The sequence below is a fragment of the Janthinobacterium sp. UMAB-56 genome (assembly GCF_900095265.1).
In the GTDB taxonomy this organism is placed as follows: domain Bacteria; phylum Pseudomonadota; class Gammaproteobacteria; order Burkholderiales; family Burkholderiaceae_D; genus Janthinobacterium.
Genome location: NZ_LT607670.1, coordinates 116,579 through 141,344, shown reverse-complemented (window position 1 = coordinate 141,344; position 24,766 = coordinate 116,579). Strand labels below are relative to the sequence as shown.

At 63.0% G+C, this 24,766-nt stretch carries 24 protein-coding genes; 19 read left to right on the top strand and 5 right to left on the bottom strand.

Annotation, left to right across the window (positions count from 1 at the left end; all coding sequences use genetic code 11):
- The first annotated feature begins 123 nt into the window (after window positions 1–123).
- From K0F85_RS25310 to K0F85_RS25285, 6 genes are all read left to right on the top strand, one after another.
- A complete protein-coding gene (locus K0F85_RS25310; RefSeq protein WP_219118619.1) occupies window positions 124–1,098 on the top strand; it encodes an ABC transporter substrate-binding protein in 975 nt (324 codons plus the stop codon).
- A gap of 9 nt (window positions 1,099–1,107) precedes the next feature.
- The gene (locus K0F85_RS25305; RefSeq protein WP_257638161.1) at window positions 1,108–2,649 is read left to right on the top strand and encodes a sugar ABC transporter ATP-binding protein; all 1,542 of its coding nucleotides are present in this window, start codon (window positions 1,108–1,110) and stop codon (window positions 2,647–2,649) included.
- Entirely contained in the window at window positions 2,646–3,737 is a 1,092-nt protein-coding gene (locus tag K0F85_RS25300) for an ABC transporter permease (protein WP_219118618.1), read from the top strand. Before K0F85_RS25305 ends, K0F85_RS25300 begins: the two co-directional genes overlap by 4 nt.
- Complete coding sequence (yjfF, locus tag K0F85_RS25295; protein ID WP_219118617.1) at window positions 3,734–4,708, top strand: galactofuranose ABC transporter, permease protein YjfF; 975 nt, start codon at window positions 3,734–3,736, stop codon at window positions 4,706–4,708. The genes K0F85_RS25300 and yjfF overlap by 4 nt, the downstream gene beginning before the upstream one ends.
- 4 nt (window positions 4,709–4,712) lie before the next feature.
- Complete coding sequence (locus tag K0F85_RS25290; RefSeq protein WP_219118616.1) at window positions 4,713–5,687, top strand: glycoside hydrolase family 43 protein; 975 nt, start codon at window positions 4,713–4,715, stop codon at window positions 5,685–5,687.
- A gap of 94 nt (window positions 5,688–5,781) precedes the next feature.
- The gene (locus tag K0F85_RS25285) at window positions 5,782–6,723 is read left to right on the top strand and encodes a LysR family transcriptional regulator (RefSeq protein ID WP_035823672.1); all 942 of its coding nucleotides are present in this window, start codon (window positions 5,782–5,784) and stop codon (window positions 6,721–6,723) included.
- On the opposite strand, the gene K0F85_RS25280 is transcribed toward K0F85_RS25285, so the two are convergent.
- The 4 genes from K0F85_RS25280 to K0F85_RS25265 all read right to left on the bottom strand — a co-directional run bounded on the left by K0F85_RS25280 (window position 6,720) and on the right by K0F85_RS25265 (window position 11,102).
- The gene (locus K0F85_RS25280) at window positions 6,720–7,985 is read right to left on the bottom strand and encodes a DUF6445 family protein (RefSeq protein WP_219118615.1); all 1,266 of its coding nucleotides are present in this window, start codon (window positions 7,983–7,985) and stop codon (window positions 6,720–6,722) included. The genes K0F85_RS25285 and K0F85_RS25280 overlap by 4 nt on opposite strands.
- 52 nt (window positions 7,986–8,037) lie before the next feature.
- Window positions 8,038–8,772 carry a hypothetical protein gene (locus tag K0F85_RS25275; protein ID WP_219118614.1) on the bottom strand — a complete coding sequence of 245 codons (735 nt, stop codon included), beginning with the start codon at window positions 8,770–8,772 and terminating at the stop codon, window positions 8,038–8,040.
- A 40-nt stretch (window positions 8,773–8,812) separates the two neighbouring features.
- On the bottom strand, window positions 8,813–9,634 hold the full coding sequence (locus K0F85_RS25270) for a hypothetical protein (protein WP_219118613.1): 822 nt from the start codon (window positions 9,632–9,634) through the stop codon (window positions 8,813–8,815).
- A gap of 85 nt (window positions 9,635–9,719) precedes the next feature.
- The gene (locus tag K0F85_RS25265; RefSeq protein WP_219118612.1) at window positions 9,720–11,102 is read right to left on the bottom strand and encodes a caspase family protein; all 1,383 of its coding nucleotides are present in this window, start codon (window positions 11,100–11,102) and stop codon (window positions 9,720–9,722) included.
- A 175-nt stretch (window positions 11,103–11,277) separates the two neighbouring features.
- Between K0F85_RS25265 and K0F85_RS25260 the strand changes: the two genes are divergently transcribed.
- Genes K0F85_RS25260 through K0F85_RS25240 form a run of 5 tightly spaced genes read left to right on the top strand, consistent with a single transcriptional unit; the run spans window position 11,278 to window position 16,471 of the window.
- Entirely contained in the window at window positions 11,278–12,042 is a 765-nt protein-coding gene (locus K0F85_RS25260; RefSeq protein WP_219118611.1) for a hypothetical protein, read from the top strand.
- On the top strand, window positions 12,039–13,067 hold the full coding sequence (locus K0F85_RS25255) for a hypothetical protein (RefSeq protein ID WP_219118610.1): 1,029 nt from the start codon (window positions 12,039–12,041) through the stop codon (window positions 13,065–13,067). Before K0F85_RS25260 ends, K0F85_RS25255 begins: the two co-directional genes overlap by 4 nt.
- A gap of 27 nt (window positions 13,068–13,094) precedes the next feature.
- Entirely contained in the window at window positions 13,095–13,943 is an 849-nt protein-coding gene (locus K0F85_RS25250) for a hypothetical protein (protein WP_219118609.1), read from the top strand.
- A gap of 1 nt (window position 13,944) precedes the next feature.
- On the top strand, window positions 13,945–15,585 hold the full coding sequence (locus K0F85_RS25245) for a hypothetical protein (RefSeq protein WP_219118608.1): 1,641 nt from the start codon (window positions 13,945–13,947) through the stop codon (window positions 15,583–15,585).
- The gene (locus K0F85_RS25240; RefSeq protein WP_219118607.1) at window positions 15,560–16,471 is read left to right on the top strand and encodes a glycerophosphodiester phosphodiesterase family protein; all 912 of its coding nucleotides are present in this window, start codon (window positions 15,560–15,562) and stop codon (window positions 16,469–16,471) included. The genes K0F85_RS25245 and K0F85_RS25240 overlap by 26 nt, the downstream gene beginning before the upstream one ends.
- 7 nt (window positions 16,472–16,478) lie before the next feature.
- On the opposite strand, the gene K0F85_RS25235 is transcribed toward K0F85_RS25240, so the two are convergent.
- Complete coding sequence (locus K0F85_RS25235; RefSeq protein ID WP_219118606.1) at window positions 16,479–16,931, bottom strand: Lrp/AsnC family transcriptional regulator; 453 nt, start codon at window positions 16,929–16,931, stop codon at window positions 16,479–16,481.
- A gap of 120 nt (window positions 16,932–17,051) precedes the next feature.
- Here K0F85_RS25235 and K0F85_RS25230 point away from each other — a divergent pair, with 120 nt between their 5' ends.
- The 8 genes from K0F85_RS25230 (at window position 17,052) to K0F85_RS25195 (ending at window position 24,760) form a co-directional block, all read left to right on the top strand.
- Window positions 17,052–17,582 (top strand): hypothetical protein, encoded by a 531-nt coding sequence (locus tag K0F85_RS25230; RefSeq protein ID WP_219118605.1) that lies wholly within the window; start codon window positions 17,052–17,054, stop codon window positions 17,580–17,582.
- Between the two features lie 67 nt (window positions 17,583–17,649).
- A complete protein-coding gene (locus tag K0F85_RS25225) occupies window positions 17,650–17,799 on the top strand; it encodes a hypothetical protein (RefSeq protein ID WP_219118604.1) in 150 nt (49 codons plus the stop codon).
- A gap of 138 nt (window positions 17,800–17,937) precedes the next feature.
- Complete coding sequence (locus tag K0F85_RS25220) at window positions 17,938–18,963, top strand: LacI family DNA-binding transcriptional regulator (protein WP_219118603.1); 1,026 nt, start codon at window positions 17,938–17,940, stop codon at window positions 18,961–18,963.
- Window positions 18,963–20,450, top strand: a complete 1,488-nt coding sequence (locus K0F85_RS25215) for a sugar ABC transporter ATP-binding protein (protein ID WP_219118602.1) — start codon at window positions 18,963–18,965, stop codon at window positions 20,448–20,450. Before K0F85_RS25220 ends, K0F85_RS25215 begins: the two co-directional genes overlap by 1 nt.
- Window positions 20,431–21,450 (top strand): ABC transporter permease, encoded by a 1,020-nt coding sequence (locus tag K0F85_RS25210; RefSeq protein WP_219118601.1) that lies wholly within the window; start codon window positions 20,431–20,433, stop codon window positions 21,448–21,450. Before K0F85_RS25215 ends, K0F85_RS25210 begins: the two co-directional genes overlap by 20 nt.
- 112 nt (window positions 21,451–21,562) lie before the next feature.
- Window positions 21,563–22,489, top strand: a complete 927-nt coding sequence (locus K0F85_RS25205; RefSeq protein ID WP_374198822.1) for a substrate-binding domain-containing protein — start codon at window positions 21,563–21,565, stop codon at window positions 22,487–22,489.
- A gap of 57 nt (window positions 22,490–22,546) precedes the next feature.
- The gene (locus K0F85_RS25200) at window positions 22,547–23,599 is read left to right on the top strand and encodes a sugar phosphate isomerase/epimerase (protein ID WP_219118599.1); all 1,053 of its coding nucleotides are present in this window, start codon (window positions 22,547–22,549) and stop codon (window positions 23,597–23,599) included.
- Window positions 23,600–23,608: 9 nt separating this feature from the next.
- Entirely contained in the window at window positions 23,609–24,760 is a 1,152-nt protein-coding gene (locus K0F85_RS25195; protein ID WP_257638160.1) for a Gfo/Idh/MocA family protein, read from the top strand.
- The last annotated feature ends 6 nt before the right edge of the window (window positions 24,761–24,766 follow it).

Sequence of the window (24,766 nt, the reverse complement as noted above, 5' to 3'; positions counted from 1 at the left end):
ATCGGTATCGCAAGCGAAAAAGAATTGATTGGATGGCTATGTTGCTTTCTCCTACCATGGCTTCATAAAAACCGCCCATCCGGCATCCGGCTGTGATGGTATTCCAAAAAACTGGAGACAAGAATGACATTGACACGCCGCACACTCCTCGCCAGCGCCATGCTGCTGGCCGCTTCTGCCACCACCTTCGCTAGCTCGTCCGCCTTCGCCGCCAAGCCCCTCGTCATGGGCTTTTCGCAGGTGGGCGCCGAGAGCGAGTGGCGCACCGCCAATACCGTTTCCATCAAGGATGCTGCCAAGAAAGATGGCATCACCCTGAAATTTGCCGATGCCCAGCAAAAGCAGGAAAACCAGGTCAAGGCCCTGCGCTCCTTCATCGCGCAAAAGGTCGACGTGATCGCCTTCTCGCCTGTCGTTGAGTCCGGCTGGGATACCGTCTTGCGCGAAGCCAAGGCGGCCAAGATTCCCGTCATCTTGACGGACCGCGCCGTCAATGTGGCCGACAAGTCGCTGTACGTGACCTTCATCGGCTCCGACTTCGTGGAAGAGGGCCGCCGCGCGGGCCAGTGGCTGCTCGAGCATGCGAAGAAAACCCCGGATGCCACCCTGAATATCGTCGAACTGCAAGGCACGGTGGGTTCCGCCCCGGCCATCGACCGCAAGGAAGGCTTCCAGGAAGTCATCGGCAAGAATCCCAAGCTGAAGATCATCCGTTCGCAAACAGGCGACTTCACGCGCGCCAAGGGCAAGGAAGTGATGGAAGCGTTCCTCAAGGCCGAAGGCAAGAAGATCAACGTGCTGTACGCGCACAATGACGATATGGCCATCGGCGCCATCCAGGCCATCGAAGAAGCGGGCATGAAGCCGGGCAAGGACATCATCATTATCTCCATCGATGGCGTGAAAGGCGCGTTCGAGGCCATGATTGCCGGCAAGCTGAATGTCACCGTTGAATGCAGCCCGCTGCTGGGCCCGCAATTGATGTCCATCGCCCGCGACGTGGTGGCCGGCAAGCCCGTGCCGGCGCGCATCACGACGGTGGAAGGCGTGTTCCCTGCCGAGGTGGCCGCCAAGGAATTTCCTAACCGTAAGTACTAAGCTTGCCGCATGATGAAGACGCAAGCGCATCACAACGCCGCGCCAGCTCCCTTGCTGGAGTTGCGCGGCATCAGTAAAGCCTTTCCCGGCGTCAAAGCCCTCAGTGATGTTGCCCTGCGCCTGTATCCGGGCGAAGTGCATACCCTGATGGGACAAAATGGCGCCGGGAAATCGACCCTGATCAAGGTGCTGACGGGCGTGTATACACCCGACAGCGGCCAGATCCTGTTTGAGGGCAAGCCCATCGCCGCCGCTTCCACTTCGGATGCGCAGTTGCTCGGTATCAGCACGGTGTACCAGGAAGTCAATCTGTGCCCGAACCTGTCGGTGGCGGAAAACATCTTTATCGGCCGCTATCCGCGCCGCTTCGGGGCGATAGACTGGCGTGCGATGCAGCAGCAGGCGCGTGCCTTGCTGCAGCAATTGCAGATCGATATCGATGTCACGGCGCAACTGTCCAGCTTTCCGCTGGCCATCCAGCAAATGGTGGCCATTTCGCGCGCGCTGAACATTTCGGCCCGTGTGCTGATCCTCGACGAACCGACGTCCAGCCTGGACGAGGCGGAAGTCAATCTGCTGTTTTCCGTGCTGCGCCGCCTGCGCGAGCAGGGCATGGCGATTTTGTTCGTCACCCACTTTCTCGACCAGACCTACGCCATTTCCGACCGCATCACCGTCATGCGCAATGGCGAGCGCGAGGGGGAGTATGCGTGCAGCGAACTGTCGCGCCTGGCGCTGGTGAACAAGATGATCGGCGTGGCGGCCGACACGCAGGAGCAAGCGCCTGATCTGGCGCAAGACGCGGACGCGGCCAGCTTTGGCCCCGTGGTGCTCGAAGCGCAAGGACTGGGCCGCAAGGGCGCCTTGCTGCCCATGGATTTCCATATCCGCCAGGGTGAATTGCTGGGCCTGGCCGGCTTGCTCGGTTCGGGCCGCACGGAACTGGCGCGCCTGTTGTTCGGCGCCGACAAGGCCGATTCCGGCTCCATCTCCATGCAGGGCAAGCCGCGTCACTTCAACGTGCCGCGCGACGCCATTGCCCGTGACATCGGTTTTTGCTCGGAAGACCGCAAGCACGAGGGCGCGATCCTGTCGCTGTCCGTGCGTGAAAACATCATCCTGGCCTTGCAGGCCCGCACGGGCTTGCTGCGCGCCATCCCATTCAAACGCCAGCAGGCGCTGGCCGACGAATATGTGAAGGCGCTGGGCATCAAGACGGCCAGCATCGAAACGCCCATCGGCAGCTTGTCGGGCGGCAATCAACAGAAAGCCTTGCTGGCGCGCTGGCTGGTGACATCGCCGGCCATGCTGATCCTCGACGAGCCCACGCGCGGCATCGATGTGCGCGCCAAGCAGGAAATCATGAGTTATGTCAGCAAACTGTGCCGCAAGGGCATGGCGATTCTGTTCATTTCGTCCGAATTGCCGGAAGTGCTGCGTTGCAGCGACCGCATCGTCGTCATGCGCGACCGCAAGGCTTGCGGCGACTATGCGCGCGGCGAGCTGGATGACAGTTCCGTGCTGCAAGTGATTGCCGGAGAAACAGCATGAGCGTGACCACACCGTCGCCCGCGGCGCCCATCGAGGCGGCGCGTGCGGCCTCCACCACGGATTCTTCCATTGTGCATAGCGTTTTACATCACCCCCTGAGCCGGCCCCTGGCCGCGCTGTTGCTGCTGTTGCTGGTCGATTTCTTTGCCATCCCCGGATTTTTCCGCCTGGAAGTGCGCGATGGCCATCTGTACGGTAGCGTGATCGACATCGTCAACCGCGCCGCGCCGCTGATGCTGGCGGCGCTGGGCATGACCCTGGTGATAGCCACGCGCGGCATCGATATTTCCGTGGGCGCCGTCGTGGCCCTGTCCGGTACCGTGGCCGCCATGCTGATCGGCGGCACCATGGTGATGGACAACGGCGTGCCCACTTACGTGAGCAATATCCCCATGGGCTGGGCCCTGGCGGCGGCCCTGGGCGCGGCCTTGCTGTGCGGCGCCTGGAACGGCGTGCTGGTGGCCGGCCTCGGCTTGCAGCCCATCGTCGCCACCCTGATTCTGATGGTGGCGGGGCGGGGCCTGGCGCAATTGCTGACGGATGGGCAGATCGTTACCGTCTACTATCAACCGTACTTTTTCATCGGCAGCGGTTATCTGTTCGGCTTGCCGTTTTCCCTGTTCCTCGTGGCGGCCGTTTTCCTCATCACGGCCGTGCTGATGCGCAAGACGGCGCTGGGCCTGTTCATCCAGGCCGTCGGCATCAACCCTGTCGCCGCGCGCCTGGCCGGCATCAAGACGGCGACCCTGATCTTTTTCGTCTACGTCTTTTGCGCCGCCTGCGCGGGCCTGTCGGGGCTGATGATCAGCTCAAACATCAAGAGCGCCGACGCCAACAACGCGGGCCTGATGCTGGAACTGGACGCCATCCTGGCCGTCACCCTGGGCGGGACGTCCCTGGCCGGCGGCAAGTTCAGCCTCGTGGGCAGCATGATCGGCGCCCTCATCATCCAGACCCTGACCTACACCATCTATTCGCTGGGCGTGCCGCCCGAGGTGAACATGGTCGTCAAGTCGGTCGTCGTGTTCCTCGTCTGCCTGTCGCAATCGTCGCAATTCAAGCAATTGCTGCATCGGAGAAAAGCATGAAGGGCTTGCTGCACACCCCGTATTTCACCTCGCTCGTCACCGTCTTGCTGCTGGTGGTGATGCTGGGCCTCGGTGGCGCCGCCTACCCGGGCCTGCTGTCCACGCAAGTGATCTTTAACCTGTTGATCGATAACGCCTTTTTGCTGGTGATCGCCGTCGGCATGACCTTCGTCATCGTTTCCGGCGGCATCGATTTGTCGGTCGGTTCCGTGCTGGCCCTGTCGACCATGATCGCCGCCTGGCTGCTCCACGTGGCGCACTGGCCCCCGACGCTGGTGATCGCCACCGTGCTGGCGCTGGGCGCCGTGTTTGGCGCCGGCATGGGCGCGCTCATCCATTATTTCAAGCTGCAGCCCTTCATCGTGACCCTGGCTGGCATGTTTCTGGCGCGCGGCTTGTGCTATCTGATCAGCATCAATTCGATCACGATCGACGACCCGCTGTTCGTGGCCATGTCGCAGACGCAACTGGGCTTTCTGGGGGGCTTTGTTTCGCCCGGCGTGCTGATTGCCGTGGCGACCTTACTTTTGGCCATCTGGCTGGCGCACGCCACGCCGTTCGGCCGCGCCGTGTATGCGATCGGCGGCAATGAACAGTCGGCCCTGATGATGGGTTTGCCCGTGGGCCGCACCAAGGTGCTGATTTATGCCTTCAGCGGCTTTTGCGCGTCCCTGGGCGGCGTGCTGTTTGCGTTTTACATGCTGTCCGGCTATGGCTTGCATGCGCAAGGCACGGAACTGGACGCGATTGCTGCCGTCGTCATCGGCGGCACCTTGCTCAGCGGCGGCTACGGCTATGTGGCCGGTGCGCTGTCGGGCGTGCTGGTGCTCGGCACCATCCAGACCCTGATCGCCTTCGACGGCACGCTCAGCTCGTGGTGGACCAAGATCGTCATCGGCGGCTTGCTGTTTGTCTTTTGCGTCGTGCAAAGACTGATGGCCATGGGCCAGAAAAATACCAAGGGGAGTTAACTGCATGTTCCAGAAACACACACTTGCCGCAGCCATCGGCATGGCGCTGGCGCTCGCCTGCGCTCCATTCGCCGCGCAGGGCGCCAACCCCATCGTGAAAAACATTTACACGGGCGACCCGGCCGCGCTGGTCGACAATGGCCGAGTCTACCTGTATGTGGGCCACGATGAAGCGAGTGCCACGGATACGGATTACCGCATGCACGAGTGGCGCGTGTATTCTTCCTGCGACATGGCGAACTGGACCGATCACGGCTCGCCCGTGCGCTTTTCCACCTTCGCCTGGGCAGCCAAGGATGCCTGGGCCGGCGACATCGTCAAGCGCGGCAATCAATACTATTTCTATTCGACCGTCGAGCATAAAACCATCCCCGGCAAGGCCATTGGCGTGGCCGTGTCCGACAGCCCGACCGGGCCCTTCGTCGATGCGCGCGGCAGCGCCCTGATCACCAACGACATGACGCGGCAGACGGCGATACTCTGGGACGACATCGACCCGGCCGTCTTCATCGATACGGATGGCCAAGCGTATATCTATTGGGGCAACACGGTCTTGAAATACGCCAGGCTGAAAGCCAACATGACGGAGCTGGACGGCCCGATTCTGACCTTTGGCATGGATGCGTTCACGGAAGCGGCCTATATGCACAAGCATGCCGGCACGTATTACTTGTCGTACTCGCGCAACTTCCCCGAAGAAACGGCGTATTCGACGGGACCGACGCCGACGGGGCCGTGGCATTTCCGTGGCACCATCATGGACAAGAATGCCGTGGTGAAAACCATCCACCAGGCCATCATCGAATTCAATGGCAAGTCCTACATCTTCTATCACAACGACAAATTGCCCGGCGGTGGCGAGTACCGGCGCTCCGTGGCCGTGGAAGAGCTGAAGTACAAGCCGGATGGCAGTATCGAGTTCATCCATCAAACGGCTGGTCCGGCCGCCAATCCCAGCGCCGCCTGCAAGGCATCCTGAGCGCTAGCTGCGCACAAACGAACAAGGAGACATACTGATATCTATAATGTCGATATCGTGTTAGAACCGATATCGATCATGATATGATTTATTCATGGATACTCTCAACCCCAACTGGTTCTTGCGAGCCCGCCTGAAGACGCGGCAATTGCTGCTGTTGATCGCCCTTGACGAGCAGCGCAACATCCACCGCGCGGCGGAAGAATTGCATATGACGCAGCCGGCCGCGTCCAAGCAAATCAAGGACCTGGAAGAGATGCTCGATGTGCGCCTATTCGACCGGTTGCCGCGCGGCATGGAGCCGACGATTTACGGCGAGACCATGATACGCCATGCGCGCATGGCCTTGACGAGCTTGTCGCTGGCGCATGACGACATCGTCGCCCTGAAGTCGGGCTTGACGGGCCAGGTGGAAGTGGGCGTCATCATGACGCCCGCGATGGCCTTGCTGCCGCGCGCCATTGCCCGCATCAAGCAGCAGGCGCCCTTGATGCGCATCGGCGTACATTTGGAGCACAGCAACACCCTGATGGACATGCTGCAGCATGGCACCCTCGACTTCATGATCGGGCGCATCCTGGAAAAGGAAAGCAGCGCGGGCCTTATCTACGAAGAATTGACGGAAGAGCCGGCCAGCGCCGTGGCGCGCAACGGCCACCCGCTGCTGTCGCGCAAGAATCTGCAATTGAAAGACCTGGCGGGCCAGCCATGGATCTTGCCGCCGCAAGGCAGCATCCTGCGCCACCGCTTCGACATGATGTTCCGCCGCGCCAGCCTGGAACCGCCCGTCGACGTGGTCGACACCACGGCCTTGCTGCTGATTACGTCCTTGCTGCAGCAGACGGATTCCCTGCATGTGATGCCGACGGAAGTGGCGCACTACTATGAATCGTTGAACGTGCTGAGCATCTTGCCCATAGAACTGCCGTGCAAGATGGATGCGTTCGGCATCATCCGCCAGCAGGATCATTTGCTGTCGCCGGGGGCGGATATGCTATTGAAAGCTGTACGGGCGACGGCTGCGGATATGTATTAGTCCGGCACTTCAAAAAAGAACAGCTGCACCAATCGTCCATTCTCCGGCGTGTCGCCAAACACATTGCTGATCGAATGAAAGTAATGGCCCTTGTACACGATCAGGCGGTTGTGGCGCATCGGTACTTCCAGCAGCGCTTGCCAACTGTCGCGCTGTTCCTGCAAATCGTTGAATTTCTGCACTTTGCTGTTCGGCAGCCAGCGCTTCTGGAAATCCTTGAAGCTGGCGTAGCCGCCTGCCTTGACGTCCGCCTCGGGCAGGCGCCGGTGCCAGCCGCTGGGCTGGTGGCGCCAGAAGGTGGTGCCGCCCTGGCATTGCTCGGGCGGGTTCAGATACAGCACGCCCGCATAGAAATTGAAATTATTCCCCGTCTCGTTATCCACATGGATATCCGTGCGCGCCATGGCGTCCGCATAGCTGAGGCGATACGAGCCGTTGTCGGGCGAGATAAAACGGATGGGGCGGCCCAGCGCCGTGGCGATGCGCTCCATGATGGCCTGGCAGGGCTGGCCTGCCGTCTGGCTGCCCGGGTAGTTCTGTCCCGCATAGCGCTGCTGCTCGAACGGCAGGGCTAGCGCCTGCGCGCGCCAGGCGGTGGGGTCGGGCAGGAAATCGTCGAGGATGTGCAAATCCGTTTCGCGCAGGAACTCCTGCAGCGCTGGCGCGACGTTGATCGGTGTCAACGTTTCTGCCAGTTCCGCTTGTGGCGCGGCAAAGCCGATGCGGCACGTTTGCGCCAGTGCCGGATGCAGCGCCAGGGCTTGCGCATAGCGTGCCAGCGCCAGATCCTGCTGTCCCGTGCGGTAATACAGCTCGGCCAGGCCCTGCAGGGTTTGCCAACGCTGCGGACGCAGGGCGTGGGCCCGTTCCAGCTCGGCGATGGTCTCGGCCAGACGCTGTTTTCCCAGCAGCAGTTCCGCATGTAGAATCGCGAAATCGTGCTCGTGCGGCGCCAGCCGCGCCGCCGTGGCGTAGCTGGCCAGCGCCGCCTCATTATCCGTGCCGCGCAGCACATTGCCCAAGTTGTAGTGGAACAGGGCGTTCTCCGGCTGCTGCTTGAGCGACAGTTTTAATAGGCCCAGGCCGATGGCGCCCTGGCCCAGTTCTAGCATCGCCAGGCCCTGGAAATGCTGGGCTTGCGCCAGGGCCGGGTCCAGTTTATACGCGGCCTGGTAGGCATTGATCGCTTCGATCAACTTGCCTTGCTGCTGCAGTTGCTGGCCCTTGGCCAGGTGTTGCTCCGCCAGTGTCTGTTCGCCCATGTCTCGATCCTGATGCAATGTGGCGAACAGTGTAACGCAAAGGCCCGGGCGCTTACAGCGCTTGCTGCACAGGAATTTCTTCCCCGTTCAGCTTGATCGCCACCTTGACGATCTGCGCCTTGACCTGGTTGCTGGCCATGTCCGCTTCCTGGGCGTAGGCATATACGATGATGGTGAAGTCCTTGTAGCCGCTGCGGGCCGCCTCGATCTTGCGCGCCGCGTCCTGGTCCACCTTCAGCAGCGAGTAAGCGCCGCCATTCGAAAACGCCAGCTTGTAGTCGCCGTTGTCGTACATGTAGTAATACGTACCTGTTTCTGCGAACTTGGCAGGGAAGGCGGCCTTGTCCATCGCGTATGGCGACAGCGCGCCCTGGCCATTGATCTGGTAGCGCAGGTAGCGTTTGGTTTTCGCTTCGCCGACCTTGGCGTCGATCTGCGGTTTCAGCGCGTCGAGCACTTCCTGCTTGCGGAAGGCGTCGTTGCTGCCCGCATATTCACGCGAGATGCGCTGCGCCACGGCCGCGTAATCGGGCGGCACGCCGGACAGGGCGATGTAGCTGTACATCAACTGGTTGCCGCTCGTGATGTCGACATAGCTGGCGCTTGGTGTGGCAGCGTCCGCTTGCGGCAGGCTGGCGGCGGCCGCCTTCACTTGCGCCTTGGCGGCCATATCGGCCACGCTGGTGGCCGGTGCGGCGACGGTCGGCGTGGCGTTGTTGTTCTCCGTCTTGCCGCAGGCGGACAGGATCACGGCGATGGCGAGCAGGGTGGGCAGAGTGCGGTTCATGGTATTTCCTTCAGTATGAGTGTGCGGGAGGTTGCCGGGCTTAGCCGACGGTCTTGCGTTTGTATTCGCCGACGCCGTAAGCGGCCAGGACGATGGAAGAGGCCAGCACCAGGTAAAAACCGATGCCGAAGGACAAGCCTTGCCACACTTGTCCCAGCATTTCGCTGGCCATCTGCTCGGCCATGCGTGCCGCGCGGCTGCCCATGATGCCGCCCATGGCGTTGCCCGCCTCGCTGACGGCGCCCTTGATTTTGATGAACAGCAAGCTGCTGTGGATGACGACGAACAACAGCGGCGCGCACTTGCCCAGCGCCGCTTTCGGGTTCTTGCTGGCCATGGTGGCGCAGCAGGCGGCAATTGCCAGCAAGAAGAAACATTGTGCGGACGTAAAACCGCCGCCGCCATCGCGGGCAAAGCTTTCCAGGCTGTCGGCGGACAGTCCCAGCAACTGCCAATAGCTGCGCGAGACGGAGGCGAACAGGCGGATGCCGAGGGTGTTGAAGACAAAGGCGCCGGCGATCAAGACGCCGAGGCTGGCCAGCACCTTGATGCCCAGGGCCGTGACGGCCTGGCCCCACAGTTGCTGACCCTTGTCGCGCGCCAGTTTCGCCGCACCGGCCATCTCTTCCTGCGCCAGTTGTTGCGTCGCCACGGCGCTGACGGTGGCGAGGCTGCCCGCATCATCGAAGCGCACATCGACGACGGCGTTGATGGCGGGCGCCACGTCCGAGCGCCAGTGGGTACTGACGTCGAAGGCATGTTGAATGCCGGCCACGCTGACGGAACCTTGTCCGCTTGTTTGATAGGCGAGGATGCGGCCGCGTTGGCCGGTGCTGATTGCTGCTGGGCTGGATGCTTGCATGGGATTTCCCTGGTCACTGTCATGCTGTATTGCATGTACCCACGGATAACGGGGGCAGTTCAGGGAAATCTAAAATTATTTGGAATTATTTTTTTGGCGGCTGCAGCAAGTCCTTGGCGGCGCCCTGGTAATCCTTCATCAAGCCCATGAAGGCGTCCTGCAAGTGGCGGGCCGCTTCCTGCGGCGGCGCACCCGTGCGCCGGGCCAGGTCGAATTTATACGCGTGGGCGGGGCTGTAGCCCGCTTGCGAAGCGGCGTCCAGCAGCACGCCTGCCCGTTTCAAGGATGCCGGGTCGCCTTTGACCATCAGCAATTCGGCCAGATAGGTCTGGGCGATAGGAAAATCCTTTGCGGCGGCCTTTTCCAGCCACTGCATGCCCCCCTTCTGCTGTTTGATGCCCGCATCGCCGCTGCCGATGCCGTAGCCGAGTGCCGTCAGCGCCACCAGGTCGCCGCCGCGCGCGCGCTTTTCCAGTTGCTGGCGGGGAAATGGCCGCGCCGCGATCTGCATGCGGATTTCATAGTTGATGTCTTGTAAAACGTTGCCTGGCCATACTTTCGCGCCAGAGGCGGTGGTGGCGGGGGCTGGCGCTGGTGCCGGGAGGGGGGCACGCATGCCCTTGTCGCCCGAGGCTAGCACGCCCGGCGTTGGCGGGCTGACTCCCTTGCCGCTGCCCATGTTCAGCACCAGGCGCGCCGACGTTTCGCCGAACGAGACGCGGGGCTTTTGCACGTCGTGCGTCATGGCGGCGACCCTGGCCGCCACTTGCGAGAAGACGTCGCCCATGGGCAAGCCGGGGGCATCGAGCGCGTCGAGCAGGGCGCTCGTGTAGGGGCTGTTGCGCGAATCGGGCGACCAGAAATCGCGCGCCAGGGCGCCCGGTCCCGCCGAATAGGCGATCACCACGCCGCGTGGCGCTTGCGTGTCGGCAAAACCGTGGCTGGCCGCATTGCTGCCGCCGGGCACGGGCACCATTGCGCCGCCGCGCGTATATTCCTGGCGGCAAGCGTCGAGGATCAGCACGGCGCCGCGCGCGCCCGTGCGCTGCAAATCACCGGCCAGGCTGGCCACCGATACGCCCTGCGCGGCAATGGCGGCCGCGCTCAGCGCATTCATGTTGGCGCCCAGCGGCAGCACATAATTGGCTTCGCCCGCCTGCGCGCCGTGGCCAGCGTAAAACACGAGGGCGATATCGGCGCCGCGTGCCTGCGTGGAAAACTCGGCCGACGCCTTTTGCAACTGGGCTGCATTGATGTCCGTGCGCAATAGCACTTCAAAGCCCAGGCGGCGTAGGCGCTCGGCCATGGCGCGCGCATCGTTGACGGGATTCAATAGCGGCTGCGGATAGGCCGCGTTGCCGATCACCAGGGCGACGCGCTTGCCAGCAGCAGTCTGTACGGCGGCGTGCACCACGTTGCTGACCAGCAAAAAGAACAGGCTCAAAAACAGGGGAATCAGGCGATGCATCGGGGTCTCGGAAATTGTCGTGAAAGTAACAAAAGTTAGCGATTTTTACTGTGATATGAGAAAATTGCTTAAATGCATTTTACCTTACTGACAAGTTTCTCTTGTCTGGCCAGCGCACGGTGCGCGTTGCTGTCGGCCAGTGGCGCGTGCCGCCCAACACACGATCGGACAGGCTGTGCAATCGGAACAATTTGAACGGATTCATGCTTTCTGGACCCGCCGCCAGCAGCTGACGCAAGGCGAACTGGGCGAGTTTTACCAGCGCGTCATTGCCGCGCTGACGCCATGCCGTCCGCGCGAAGCGGCGTCGCTGGGCGATTCCCTGGCTGATTTGCGCCACCAGTTTTTCATTGAAAAAGTCCTCCACAGCGACAGCGACGCCGCGCCCCACCATGTGGGCGCTTTATTCCTGTACTTCAAGCGTTTCATCATCGACCAGCTGCGCAAGCAGCGCGATGACGAAGATGCCGATGCGCAAGAGGGCTGCGAACTGCGCGCGCCCGACGCCTATGCCGAACCGCTGCGCGACTATCAGCTCACGGCGCAGCAAGTGCGCGAGGCGGCAGACAGTTTTATCTCCACCTTGCCCCGTGATTTGATTTTGCTGCTACACCATTGCGGCTGTGGCGGCATGCCTGTCAAGGAACTGGCCGAGCAGATTGCTTCGGCGCATTACCACGGAGGCAAGCTGGGCCTGGTGCACAAGCAGAAGGGCGATAGCCTCAGCGCGGGACGCCAGATCGTCGAACCGGCCCACCGTTCTACTCTGCTGGGCAGCTGGGTCTTGACCCTGCTCAAGCTGCGCGTGGGCGATGCCTTGACCGCGCGCGATATGCAGGCGGCGCAAATAGTTTTGGATATTTTGTGCGTGGCCGCGTTATCCCTGCACCTGGACCCCGTATCCACTTCTCACAACACTGATGAAAGGCCACCGGCATGACTGCATTGACGCCCTCGCTGGCCATCGTTGCCGCGCGCCTGCCGTCTCCCCCATCTTCCGCCGAGCTGTTGGATGCGGATGTGAGCGGCGATACCCCCGACTGGCGCGGCATTGCCGTGCCGGAGCACGTGCTGGCAGGCTTTGGACGCCGCAGCGACGCCGCGCCGCTGGCCGCGCGGCCCATCGCGGGCGGACAAATCCATGTGCTGGCGCGCCGCCCCGGCTTTGGCGCCGTGCTGCTCGATGCCTGGGATAGCACGCGGCAGCGCTGGCGCGGCTGGCTCGTCACGCCCGACACATCGTATGCGGATGCCTGCGGCCTGGTGGTCGAGGAGCGCGATGCGCCCGCCGACCCGCGTGCGGGGCTGGTGCTGTGCGACCTGCCCGTGACGCTGGCCGTGACGGACCTGGGCGCCTGCCTGGGCGTGTTCAGCCAGGAGCGCCTGCAGGCGGTGCGCTGGCTGGAAACGCATGGCCGCGCGAATCGGGCCGCCAGCGCACCGGGCCTCATCGCCCGCGTGGCCTTGCCTGGCGACGACTATGCGCTGACGGGCACGCCGCTGTCGAGCGAGCTGGGCAAGGATGGCCGCGTGGCGTACCGGCAATTGCTGCGCCAGGGACTGCAGCAGTTGCAGATCGCCCCGGCCGATGCCACCGCGTCAGCGGCGAAGGTGCCAATGCGGGCGGCAAATTCCAGCCGCTGGCTGAAGATCGTCACGGCCGTGGCTGCCAGCGTGATGGTGGTGCAATCGGCCTGGCTGTTCCTGCCGAAAGAGAATGCTGTCGTCGGCAATGCGCAATTCCGCAACGGCAGTGGCAGCGGCGTCGAGACGGGCGTGCGCACGCGCGTGCTGTTCCGCGCCGATGCGACGGAAGCGGAACTGCGCACCTGGCTGCAGCGCGAACAGCTGGAAATCGTCGCCGGGCCGGACACCCTGGGCGCCTTCACTGTGCTGTCGCGTGACCGCCAGAAAGTCTTGCCGCCACCGGGGCCGGGCAACCCGCTGGCCGTCATCAATCCCTGACCCCGAAATAAGAGAGAGCTATCCAGCATGACAACGTATAAGAATTTTGCATCCGCGCACTGGCGCAAATTGATCGCCGGCGTGGCAGTTGGCGTCCTGTTGACGGGCTGCGCCATGACGCCGAATGGCCGTGGCGGCGTCATGGTGGGCCTGGATACGGCCGAGCTGTTCGGCACGCCGATTTCCACCTTCCGCTTGCGCGACGGCACGGAAGGCACTTTGCGCAAGGACCCGCAAGGCAAGTATTCGATCAAGCTGTCGCAGGCGTTTCGCGTCGTGCCGCTGGCCAAGGCCATCACGGCCCGCGTGGCGCGCGTGGAAAACGTGGGCGAGCGTACCGTGGTGATCGTCGAAACACAGGAGCGCGGCTGCGCCTACCGCTATGAAGTGCTGGCTTTCCAGGGCACGGACGTGCTGCAGTGGACGGTCGGCAATTGCAAGGACCGCCCCCGCGTGGAACTGGCGGCGGATGCGAAATCGCTGAATATCGACTTTCCCAACGTCAACCGCCTGTCGCGCATGATCTACACGGACAATCGCCTGCTCAACGCCAGCGTGGCCGTGCCGCCCGGCGTCGATACGCGCGCCCAGCCGTTTGCCGACGACGCATTGCGCGCCACAGGCCCTGTCATCGCCACCATGCCCGGCAGCGATAGCGGGCGCGTGATCCCGGCGCCGCCGGCTGCCGCCCCGGCGCCCGCCAGCGCGCCGAAAGCGGGCAGCCGCGCCAGCGCCAGGCCGCGCCGCCAGGAAAGCCAGGCCAGGGCGGCGCCACCCGCCACCAGTCTGCCCGTGCAGCGCAGCGCGGCGCCAGCGGCGCCGATGATCTTCCAGGCCGAAGAGATCAAGCCCGTCGTCATCGATTTGAGGAAATAAGATGGCCGCGAGTTTACGCAGTCTGCAAATCCGGCAGACTTTGATCCTGATCGTCCTGACGATTATTTATTTGTGCTTCGAACTGGGCTTCAATGCCCGCCTGCTCGACGTGGTGGGGGGCGACGTCAAGCCGCACGACGTGGAAGGCGTGGAATTCTATGGCCGCAGCCTGTCGGGCATCGCCGCCGCGCTGGTGGTGCTGCAACTGATGTGGCGCCGCCGGCTGAAGAACAATGGCAGCGGCCCAAGCTGGAAAAAAATCATCTTCTGCTGTGTCGCCACGGCCGCAGTCGTGTTCGGTATTTTGAAGACCACGGTCACGGTGCTGGTTGAAACGCGCGATGCGCAATTTCGCCGCCTGGCCTTCAACACCACCCTGATGCAGCGTTCGCTGGTGGGCGGCAGCCTGCAATTGCAGGGACTGGTCGATGATCCCACCTTGTTTGCCAAGCCCGAAGGCAAGGCCTTTCTGGCCCTGTTTCCCTTCCTGGCCGTCTCGGTCGGCCATCTCGACGAGCGCATGGAGCCGGCCAAGGAGCAACTGATCAATTTCAACGTCCGCAAGATCGCGGGCGGCGCGGCCGGGTACTATGACAAGTACCAGCAGGCGATCGGCGAAGTGCACGACAAGTGGAAATTGTATTCGGGTATGATTCCCGATGACGATGCGGGCTTGCGCCAGCAGCAGGAAGCGGCCTGGAACGATTATCGGCAAAGCCTGTCGCGCCACGGCTGGCAGCCGCATTCCGTGCCGGCGCGGCGCAAGGCGGCCGTGGTCAACAATGTGCGCAAGAAGGTGCCCGTGTCGGCCAACTGGCATCCTGCCGATCAGTTGAGCTTTCGCGCCGCCGTCAAGCGCCGCTATGCGTCGGAAGCGGCCGGCAAGGGCTTGAGCGTCAAGGGCGAGCGCATTCCGCCTGGCTTGTCCTTCGCCGCTTTCGTGGCGCGCCCCGGCATCCAGGCCGTGCTGCGCGACGGGCCGGACGGCGGCGATGGCAGCGAAGCGAGCAAGGGTTTGCGTTTGCCCAAAGGCGCCGTGGTGCAGGATGCCTATGCCAGTCCGGCCGAGTTCAGCCGGTTGTTCGACCAGTTCGCCGCGCGCCAGACGGCGGAGAAACTGGTGGAATACCGCGCCAGCCGCAATGACTTCGAAGTGGGTGGCAAGTACTTTGAAGAGGGCAAGGAAGCGGCGCGCGCCGCCATCGTGCCGCCCGTCGCCCTGTTTTTCTCCTTGCTGGGCGCCATCGGTCACTTCTCGAAACTGTTGTACCTGATCGCCACGGTCGGCTTGCTGGTGCTGGCGGCGCGCCGCGGCGAGCAGGCGGGCGCCGATGGCCAGCTGAGCCGCCGTTCCGCCTGGATCGCCACGGGCGTGCTGGCCGGCGCCTTCCTGGGAACCTGGGGCATCTTCAGCCTGTCGGACAATAATGTCACGAAGAGCGAGCTGTTCCGCCAGATGCTGGACTGGAACCGCCAGGCGGCCGACGACAGCACGCGCTGGCAAATCGCCGGCAAGGGCTTGCTGGCCAATATCACGCACGTCGTGGCGGTGGGGCAGGGCTACAGCTACCCCGTCAACGAAGCGATCCGCATCCACGTTTTGCAGGGAATTCATTATGGTTATCATCCGGGACAAAAATAAGGCGGCAGCACTGGCCTTGCTGCTCACCATGTTCAGCACGGCTGTACAGGCCGACTGCCTGGGCATGAAGGTGCATGCCCACCGTGGCGCCGGCAATGCGCCGGAAAATTCGCTGAGCGCGCTGCGCAACACGTATTTCGGCACCTGGGACGGGGTCGAGACGGATTTGCAGCTGCTGGGCGACGGCAGCTGGGTGGTGCACCACGATCTGCTGACGGGCAGAGTCGTCGACACGGGAGCGCCCCGCACCGCGAAGCAATTGACGGCCGACGACTGGCGCGCCGCCAGCATGAAGAACCGTGGCGTGCCGACGGCGGAAACGCCGCCCTTTGTCAGCGATGTCGCGGACCTGGCCACGGCGTTCCCGGACAAGACCCTGAACGCGGAAATCAAGGATGTCGTGGCCTCGTGCGCGCCCATCGCGACCCTGGTGGCGCAGTTGCGCGCGAACATCAAGCATGGCAACTGGTTCCTCACGTCGGGCGTGCCGAACAACCTCGCTTGCGCGCGCCGTGCCGATCCGCAGGGTTATCTGGGCTTAATCGTGTTTGACGCGCGCAATGCGCAGGCGGCCGGCACCAACCGGGTCAGCCGCTATATCGCGAAAAATGCCCGTCCGCCCAAGCTCGACAAGCCGTGGCTGCAGCGCGTGCAGCAGCAGATCGGCATGCCCGCCGGCGTGCACGTGGACGCGCGCAGCCTGGACGCCAATCCACATTTGCTGGGCGACGCGGCCAGCCTGAACATGCCCGTCTTCGTGTATGCCGTCGATGGCGACTCGGCCCTGGCCGCCTCGCTGTTGCGCGCGCAGCAGCGCAGCCACCGCTGGCCCAGCGGCGTCATTCTTGACGGTAATCCGGAAACGTTTTGCGCGATGATGAAGTAGGCCCCGTTTAGCCTAGCTGGTCCGCCGGCAGGCGGGGGCGCTGCTCCCACTGCGAGGACAGCACCATCGACGTACTGGTCTTGCCGATTTTCCCCAGCGACTTCAGGCAGGCTTGCAAATGTTCGGGGCTGGTCAGCGCAAGGCGCAGCAGCGCGCAATGGTTGCCCGTGGTGGCATGCAGGGCCAGCACCTCGGGCCGTGCTGCCGCCCAGGCGTCGAGCGCGTCATGCGATTCCACCGTGATATTGACGAAGGCTTCGAAGCTGTAGCCAAGGGCGCGCAGGTTGATCTGTACCGAGAAGTTGCCGATGACGCCCGCTTCTTCCAGGCGCTTGACGCGCTCGGCCACGGCAGGCGACGTCAGGTGGATGCGGCGGCCGATTTCCGAGTAGCTGAAGCGGGAGTTTTCCTGCAGCAGGGCGAGAATCTTCCGGTCGTGGGCATCAAGATCAACATTCAAGGCAAAGACTCCATAAAAACTTCAAACCTGTTCCCGTTTGCACGGAATTTCTTTCGGCCTTGCATGGTGCCAGTGGGCCGCGCTGCCTATCATAGCCACTACTGCCATGGAGGAGGAAAAATGCATCAATTTCAGGAGCAACAGCGTTTGAGCGGCATCAATGACTTTGATTTTCTGCTGGGCCATTGGGACGTGGACAATTGTCGCCTCACGCGGCGCTTGCAGGATAGCCAGGAATGGGAAACCTTCAGTGCCACCCAATGCAATCAGGCCTTGCCCGGGGGCATAGGCAACTACGATGACTTTATCGCGGCTAGCTGGCGCCCCGATTTTGTCGGCTTGTCCCTGCGCTTGTTCAATCCGCAAACGCAATGCTGGAGTATCTATTGGCTGGACAATCACACGGGCGGGCTCGATGCCCGTGGCCAGTTGCAGCCTCCCGTGGTGGGCAGCTTTGCCGCAGGCGTCGGTATCTTCGAAGGCGACGATATGCTGGAGGGACGGCCGATCCGCGTACGCTACACCTGGCGCGATATCGCTACCGATACGCCGTGTTGGGAACAATCAATGTCTGCCGACGGGGGCATCCAGTGGGAGGTGAATTGGCACATGCGCTTCCGGCGGCGCCAGGCGCCAGGCGCAGCTAACTGATGATGGAAGCAGTCATTGTTATGGCATGATAATCGTCTATCGATTCGCGTTCCACGCACTTGCCACCATGACACTGTCGCAATCCGACCCTGCCGCCACACTGGCGCTGCTGCCGATTGCCGGTGTCAGCGTCTTGCTGATCCTGTGGGTGGCGGCCCTTGCCGCCGTGCGCGCCGGTTTTGCCGTGCAGCAAACGCGCGTCCCGTCCTGGAAATAGGCCTTGAGGACGGCCCGTGCAGGGCCGTTTTTGGCCACTACCCTGCCTGTTTTTTGCGCATTGCAGCATCGATAATGTTTGCATGGCACGCCTGACTGGCTTATAAATGTAATCGATTACATTTTATCTCTAAGCCCCATGCCGCCAGCCTTTCCTTCTTCCTTGCCGACAGAAACCGTTTCCATCAGCGCCGTTGCCGCGCATGCGGGGGTGTCGGTGGCCACCGTCTCGCGCGTGATGAATGAGCAGGCAGGAGTGCGGGCGCCCACGCGCGACAAGGTGCTGGCCTCCGTGGCGGCGCTCGGCTACCGCATGAACCATTTGGCGCGCAGCCTGCGCACGGCCGAGAGCCGCATGCTGCTGACCATGGTGCCCGACGTGGGTAACCCGTTTTATGCGCAGATCGTGCGCGGCATCGACACGGTGGCGCGCGAGCATGGCTATTTCGTGCTGCTGTGCGACACGGGCGCCGATGCGGGGCGCGAGCGTTCCTACTTCGACTTGCTGCGCATGCACCGCGCCGATGGCGCCATCTGCCTGGACCCGGATACGGTGCAGCATGCCCTGTCGCATGAATCCGTCAGCCTGCCGTGGGTGGCGTGCTGCGAATTCGATCCCGCCGTGGCGGTGCCCTATGTCGGCATCGACAATCACCGCGCCGCCTCTGACGCCGTCGCGCATCTGCTGTCGCGCGGCCATACGCGCATCGGCCTGATCAACTCCGACGAGCGCTATCTGTACGCGCGGCAACGCCAGCAAGGCTACCTGGACACCCTGGCCGCCGCCGGCCTGCCCGTGCAGCCGCAATGGGTGCACACGGTGCAAAGCCTCGACTATGAAGCGGGCACGGCCGCCACGTTGCGGATGATGGCGCAGCCCGATGCACCGACGGCCATCTTTGCCGTTTCCGACACCCTGGCCATTGGCGTGCTGAGCGCGTTGCGCCAGTTGCACAAGCGCGTGCCGCAAGACGTGGCTGTCATCGGCTTCGACGATATCGCCATCGCCGCGCAGATCGCGCCCGGTCTCACCACCATCGCGCAGCCGATGCGCGAACTGGGCGAGACGGCGGCGCGCTTGTTGCTGCTGCGTTTGGCGGACCCGGCAGCACAGGTGCCGGGCGTGCTGCTGCAACACCGATTAATTTTGCGAGGGAGTGCATAGTGAGCGTTGCCATCGGTTTTGAAGGGGTGTGCAAGGATTTTGGCCCCGTGCGCGTCTTGCATGGCGTCAGTTTCACCTTGTCGCCCGGTCGCGTGTATGGCTTGCTGGGCGAAAATGGCGCCGGCAAGTCGACCCTGATGAAAATCCTCGCCGGCTACGAGAGCGTGAGTGCAGGGCAGTTGCTGATCGATGGCCAGCCACGGCATTTCAGCAGTTCGCGTGCGGCGGAGTCTGCCGGTATCGTGCTGATCCACCAGGAATTCAACCTGGCCGAGCACCTGACGGTGGCACAAAACATGTTCCTCGGCCACGAAAAAACGCGCGGCTGGCTGTTAGATGAGGCGGCCATGCGCGAAGAAGCGTCGCGCTACCTGAAGCAGGTGGGCCTGGACGTGTCTCCCGAGACGAAAATCCGTGACCTGATCGTGGCCGAGAAACAACTGGTGGAAATCGCCAAGGCCCTGTCGCGCCGCGCACGCTTCCTGATCATGGATGAACCGACCGCCACCCTGACGTCTTCGGAAACCCAGCGCTTGTTCGCCGTCATGGCCCAGTTGAAAGCGGATGGTGTCACGATTTTGTATATTTCCCACAAGCTCGACGAAGTGGAGCGCAACACGGACGAAGTCATCGTCATGCGCGACGGGCGTTTCGTCACGCGCGAGCCGACGGCCAGCCTGACGCGCCAGCAGATGGCCAATTTGATGGTGGGGCGCGAATTGTCGGACATGTTCCCGGCGAAAGTGCCGCTGGTGCCAGACGCGCCGGTGCTACTGAAAGTGGACGGCCTGTACGTGCCCGGCTGGTCGACAAACCTGTCGTTCGAGGTGCGCGCCGGTGAAGTGCTGGGTTTTGCGGGCCTGGTGGGCGCGGGGCGCACGGAATCGTTCGAGGCCTTGCTGGGCTTGCGCCAGCGCAGCGCCGGATTGATCGAGATCAATGGCCAGCCCGTGGACATCCGCACACCCAAGCAAGCCATGCAGCACGGCATGACCTACCTGAGCGAAGACCGCAAGGGCAAGGGCTTGCACGTGAACCTGGGGCTGCGCGAAAACCTCACCATGATGACGATGCAGCGCTATGCGCGGCCCTGGCTCGATGTCGCCAGGGAAAAAGCGGCGCTGGCCAAGGCCGTGCTTGACTTCAATATCCGCACGGGCGACCTCGACAGCCGGGCGCGCATGCTGTCCGGCGGCAACCAGCAAAAGCTGGCGCTGGCCAAATACCTGCATTCGGACCCGCGTGTCGTCGTGCTCGATGAGCCGAGCCGTGGCGTGGATGTGGGCGCCAAGCGCGACATTTATTTTTTGATCCACCGCCTGGCCGCCGAAGGGCGCGCCGTGATCGTCATTTCATCGGAACTGATTGAATTGATCGGCCTGTGCCACCGCGTGGCGGTGATGCGCGCCGGCACCTTGCAAGCCACCCTGTCTGCTGACCACCTGACCGAAGAGGAGTTGATTGCCCATGCAACCGGCACGCACTGACACCACCGTATCGCCTATCGCCGCCGCCGTTGCCAGCTTCGGCGCGCGCATCAAGGGCTTTGGCCCCGTGCTGGGCTTGTTATCTCTGTGCATCGCGGGCACCTTGCTCAACGGCGACTTCGCCACCGTGGACAACCTGATGAATGTGCTCACGCGCACGGCCTTCATCGGCATCATCGCCGTGGGCATGACTTTTGTCATCATTTCCGGTGGCATCGATCTGTCCGTCGGCTCGATGGCGGCCCTGATCGCCGGTTGCATGATTTATTTCATGAATGCGCTGGCGCAAGGCGCAGGCGGCAACCTGGCGCCCATCACCATGCTGGTGCTGGGCATCGCCATGGCGCTGGTGTTGGGCGCCGGCTTTGGCCTGATGCATGGGCTGTTGATCAGCAAGGGCAATATCGAACCGTTCATCGTCACACTGGGAACGCTTGGCATCTTCCGCGCCGTATTGACCTACCTGGCCGATGGCGGCGCCCTGACCCTGGACGCCACCCTGTCCGAGCTGTACAGCCCCGTGTATTACACCAGCGTGCTGGGCGCGCCGATTCCGATCTGGATCTTCCTGTTTGTCGCGGCGGCCGGCGCCATCATCCTCAACCGCACGACCTTTGGCCGCCATGTGCAGGCGATTGGTTCCAATGAGCAAGTGGCGCGCTATGCGGCCATCAATGTCGACAAGGTCAAAATCGCCACTTACATGTTGCTGGGCGTGTGCGTGGGCATCGCCACGGTGCTCTACGTGCCGCGCCTGGGCTCGGCCACGCCGACGACGGGCTTGCTGTGGGAACTGGAAGCGATCGCCGCCGTCGTGGTGGGCGGCACGGCCCTGAAGGGCGGCGAGGGCCGCATCGTCGGTACAGTGATCGGCGCCATCCTGCTCTCCGTGATCAGCAATATCCTGAATTTGACCAGCATCATCAGTGTCTACCTGAATGCCGCAGTGCAAGGCGTGGTGATCATCGCCGTCGCCTTCCTGCAGCGAGGCCGCAAATAAAAACACAGCGGCGTTCTGAAAGGGCTGCCAACGGGCGCCCACAACCTTGGAGGAGAGCAGCATGAAGAGCTTTAAACGGGTAGCAGGGGTAGCAGGGATGGCAGTGCTGGTGATGCAGGCGTGGGCGCTGCCGAGTGCGCAGGCGCAGGCCGCTGACAAGCTCGTCGTCGGCGTGGCCATTCCCACGGCGACGCACAGTTTTACGTCGGGCATCGTGTGGTGGGCGAACCAGGCCAAGGCGGAGCTGGAAAAAGCCCATCCGGGACTGAAAATCATCGTCAAGACGGCCGCCACGGCGCCCGAGCAGGCGAACCAGTTGCAGGACATGTTGACGGTGAACAAGATCAACACCCTGGTGATCTTCCCCATCGAGTCGGCCTCGCTGACGCAGCCCGTGGCGCAAGTGAAAAACAAGGGCGTGTATGTCACCGTGGTGGACCGGGGCTTGACGAACACGCAGTCGCAGGATGCCTACATCGCCGGCGACAATACGGCGTTTGGCAAGCTGCCGGCCGAGTATCTGGCGAAAAGCCTGAACGGCAAGGGCAATATCGTCGTGCTGCGCGGCATGCCGACCACGCTGGACAACGAGCGCTACGACGCGTTTTCCGCCGTGATGAAGGGCCATCCCGAGATCAAGGTTCTCGATGCCAAGTACGGCAACTGGAACCGCGACGATGCCTTCAAGGTGATGCAGGATTATCTGACCCGCTTCAAGCACATCGACGCCGTATGGGCCGCCGATGACGACATGGCCATCGGCGTGCAAAAAGCCATCGCACAAGCCAAGCGCACGGACATCAAGCAAGTATTCGGCGGCGCGGGCGCGAAGGGTGCCGTCAAGAAAATCATGGATGGCTCCGACCCGCTGATCGTGGCCGACGTGTCTTACTCGCCCAAGTTCATGTACGACGCCATCAAGCTGACGACGGAAGCGCGCCTGAAAGGGGATAAATTGCCAGCCAATACGATCATCCCCTCGGTGCTGATTACGCGCGAGAACGCCAAGCAGTTCTACTTTCCGAACTCGCCTTTTTAAATTATGGGGTCAGACCCGGCGGGTCTGACCCCGGCTTTCAGCCAACAGGACATTGATATGAAAACCCTTCAGGGCCCGGCCATTTTCCTGGCCCAGTTTCTCGGCGATGAACCGCCGTTCGACTCGCTTGAGCACCTGGCGCAATGGGCGGCCGGCCTGGGCTACAAGGGCTTGCAACTGCCCACGGCGCCGCGCTTGTTCGACCTGGAGCAGGCGGCCAACAGCCAGCAGTATTGCGACGACGTGGTGGCCTTGCTGGCGCGCCACGGCTTGCAAGTGAGCGAATTGTCGACGCATTTGCAAGGCCAGCTGATCGCCGTGCATCCCGCCTACGACACCCTGTTCGATGGCTTTGCGCCCGAGCACGTGCGTGGCGATCCCGCTGCCCGCACGGCCTGGGCCACGCAGCAACTGCTGTGGGCGGCAAGCGCCTCGCAGCGCCTGGGTTTGCAGGCGCACGTGACGTTTTCAGGCGCGCTGGCCTGGCCCTACCTGTACCCGTGGCCGCAACGCCCCGCCGGCCTGGTGGAAACGGCATTCGCGGAATTGGCCAAACGCTGGCTGCCCATCCTCGACGCCTTCGATGCGGCCGGCGTGGACCTCTGCTATGAATTGCATCCGGGCGAGGACTTGCATGACGGCGTGACGTTCGAGCGCTTCCTGGCCGCCGTCAACGATCACCCGCGCGCCTCCATCCTGTATGACCCCAGCCACTTCGTGCTGCAGCAGCTCGATTACCTGGCCTTCATCGACATTTATCACGCGCGCATCAAGGCCTTCCATGTAAAAGATGCGGAATTTCGGCCCAACGGGCGCCAGGGCGTGTATGGCGGCTATGGCGACTGGCAAGACCGGGCCGGGCGCTTCCGCTCGCTGGGCGATGGGCAGATCGATTTCAAGGCGATCTTTTCGAAGATGGCGCAATACGATTTTCCGGGCTGGGCCGTGCTGGAGTGGGAATGCTGTCTGAAACACCCGCAAGATGGCGCGGCCGAAGGGGCCCGCTTCATTCGCGAGCACATCATCCACGTGGCCGAACGGGCGTTCGACGATTTCGCCGCCAGTGTGGTTGATCAGGATCAAATCCATCACTTGCTTGGCTTGAAATAAGGAAACGACATGCAGCGACGCTTACGGCTGGGCATGGTAGGGGGCGGGCAGGGCGCATTCATCGGCGCCGTGCACCGTATTGCGGCGCGCATCGATGACCAGTATGAACTGGTGGCGGGCGCCCTGTCGTCCGATCCGCTGCGTGCGCGCGACAGCGGCGCCGCGCTGCACCTGGCGCCAGGGCGCTGCTACAGCGATTACCGCGCCATGGCGCAGGCGGAGGCTGCCAGGGCGGACGGCATCGAGGCGGTGGCCATCGTCACGCCGAATCACTTGCATGCACCCGTCGCGACGGCGTTCCTGGAAGCGGGCATCCACGTGATTTGCGACAAGCCGCTGGGCATCTCTCTGGCGCAAGGCCAGGCGCTGGCGGCGCTGGCGCAGCAGAAAAATCTGCTGTTTGCGCTCACGCATACCTACAGCGGCTACCCCTTGCTGCGCCATGCGAAAGCCATGGTCGAGGCGGGCGAGATCGGCGAGCTGCGCCTCGTGCAAGTCGAGTATTCGCAGGACTGGCTGGCCGATGCCATCGCGGCTGGCGGCATGAACGAGGGCAACTGGCATAACGACCCGCACAAGGCCGGCCCCGGCGGCACCCTGCTTGACGTGGGCTTGCACGCATATCACCTGGCGCAATTCGTTAGCGGACTCACGCCGCACGCCGTGCTGGCGGAACTGTCGACTTTTGTTCCGAATCGCACCCTGGACGACCATGTGCAGGTGATGCTGCGCTATTCGAATGGCGCCAAGGGAACCCTGTGGGCCAGCCAGGTGGCGACCGGTTGCGAAAACACGGTGCGTCTGCGCCTGTTCGGCAGCAAGGCGCAACTGGACTTTGACCAGGAACAGCCGAATGCACTGTGGTATACGCCGCAGGGTGGCAACCGCCAACTGCTGCGCCCGGGCCGGGTCGACAGTGCGGCCGCGCGCCACGCCACGCGCGTGCCGGCCGGCCATCCGGAAGGCTATCTGGAAGCTTTTGCCCAGCTGTATCTGGATGCCGCCTTGCGTATCCGCGCCCTGCAGGCGGGGGCACCGATACCGGAAGCGGCGCGCTGGCTGCCCACGGTGGCCGATGGCGTGGCGGGCCTGGCCTTTGCCGAGGCCGTGCTGCGCAGTCATGCGGCGGGCGCCAGCTGGACCACCTTGGCGGACTGTTAAACTGGG

Coding starts and splice junctions, on each gene's coding strand:
- K0F85_RS25255 (WP_219118610.1), top strand. CDS start 12,039: ATGACTGCATTGACGCCCTCGCTGGCCATCGTTGCCGCGCGCCTGCCG.
- K0F85_RS25200 (WP_219118599.1), top strand. CDS start 22,547: ATGAAAACCCTTCAGGGCCCGGCCATTTTCCTGGCCCAGTTTCTCGGC.
- K0F85_RS25240 (WP_219118607.1), top strand. CDS start 15,560: ATGGTTATCATCCGGGACAAAAATAAGGCGGCAGCACTGGCCTTGCTG.
- K0F85_RS25225 (WP_219118604.1), top strand. CDS start 17,650: ATGACACTGTCGCAATCCGACCCTGCCGCCACACTGGCGCTGCTGCCG.
- K0F85_RS25285 (WP_035823672.1), top strand. CDS start 5,782: ATGGATACTCTCAACCCCAACTGGTTCTTGCGAGCCCGCCTGAAGACG.
- K0F85_RS25270 (WP_219118613.1), bottom strand. CDS start 9,634: ATGCAAGCATCCAGCCCAGCAGCAATCAGCACCGGCCAACGCGGCCGC.
- yjfF (WP_219118617.1), top strand. CDS start 3,734: ATGAAGGGCTTGCTGCACACCCCGTATTTCACCTCGCTCGTCACCGTC.
- K0F85_RS25220 (WP_219118603.1), top strand. CDS start 17,938: ATGCCGCCAGCCTTTCCTTCTTCCTTGCCGACAGAAACCGTTTCCATC.
- K0F85_RS25205 (WP_374198822.1), top strand. CDS start 21,563: ATGCAGGCGTGGGCGCTGCCGAGTGCGCAGGCGCAGGCCGCTGACAAG.
- K0F85_RS25305 (WP_257638161.1), top strand. CDS start 1,108: ATGATGAAGACGCAAGCGCATCACAACGCCGCGCCAGCTCCCTTGCTG.
- K0F85_RS25250 (WP_219118609.1), top strand. CDS start 13,095: ATGACAACGTATAAGAATTTTGCATCCGCGCACTGGCGCAAATTGATC.
- K0F85_RS25265 (WP_219118612.1), bottom strand. CDS start 11,102: ATGCATCGCCTGATTCCCCTGTTTTTGAGCCTGTTCTTTTTGCTGGTC.
- K0F85_RS25230 (WP_219118605.1), top strand. CDS start 17,052: ATGCATCAATTTCAGGAGCAACAGCGTTTGAGCGGCATCAATGACTTT.
- K0F85_RS25300 (WP_219118618.1), top strand. CDS start 2,646: ATGAGCGTGACCACACCGTCGCCCGCGGCGCCCATCGAGGCGGCGCGT.
- K0F85_RS25290 (WP_219118616.1), top strand. CDS start 4,713: ATGTTCCAGAAACACACACTTGCCGCAGCCATCGGCATGGCGCTGGCG.
- K0F85_RS25210 (WP_219118601.1), top strand. CDS start 20,431: ATGCAACCGGCACGCACTGACACCACCGTATCGCCTATCGCCGCCGCC.
- K0F85_RS25245 (WP_219118608.1), top strand. CDS start 13,945: ATGGCCGCGAGTTTACGCAGTCTGCAAATCCGGCAGACTTTGATCCTG.
- K0F85_RS25195 (WP_257638160.1), top strand. CDS start 23,609: ATGCAGCGACGCTTACGGCTGGGCATGGTAGGGGGCGGGCAGGGCGCA.
- K0F85_RS25280 (WP_219118615.1), bottom strand. CDS start 7,985: ATGGGCGAACAGACACTGGCGGAGCAACACCTGGCCAAGGGCCAGCAA.
- K0F85_RS25275 (WP_219118614.1), bottom strand. CDS start 8,772: ATGAACCGCACTCTGCCCACCCTGCTCGCCATCGCCGTGATCCTGTCC.
- K0F85_RS25310 (WP_219118619.1), top strand. CDS start 124: ATGACATTGACACGCCGCACACTCCTCGCCAGCGCCATGCTGCTGGCC.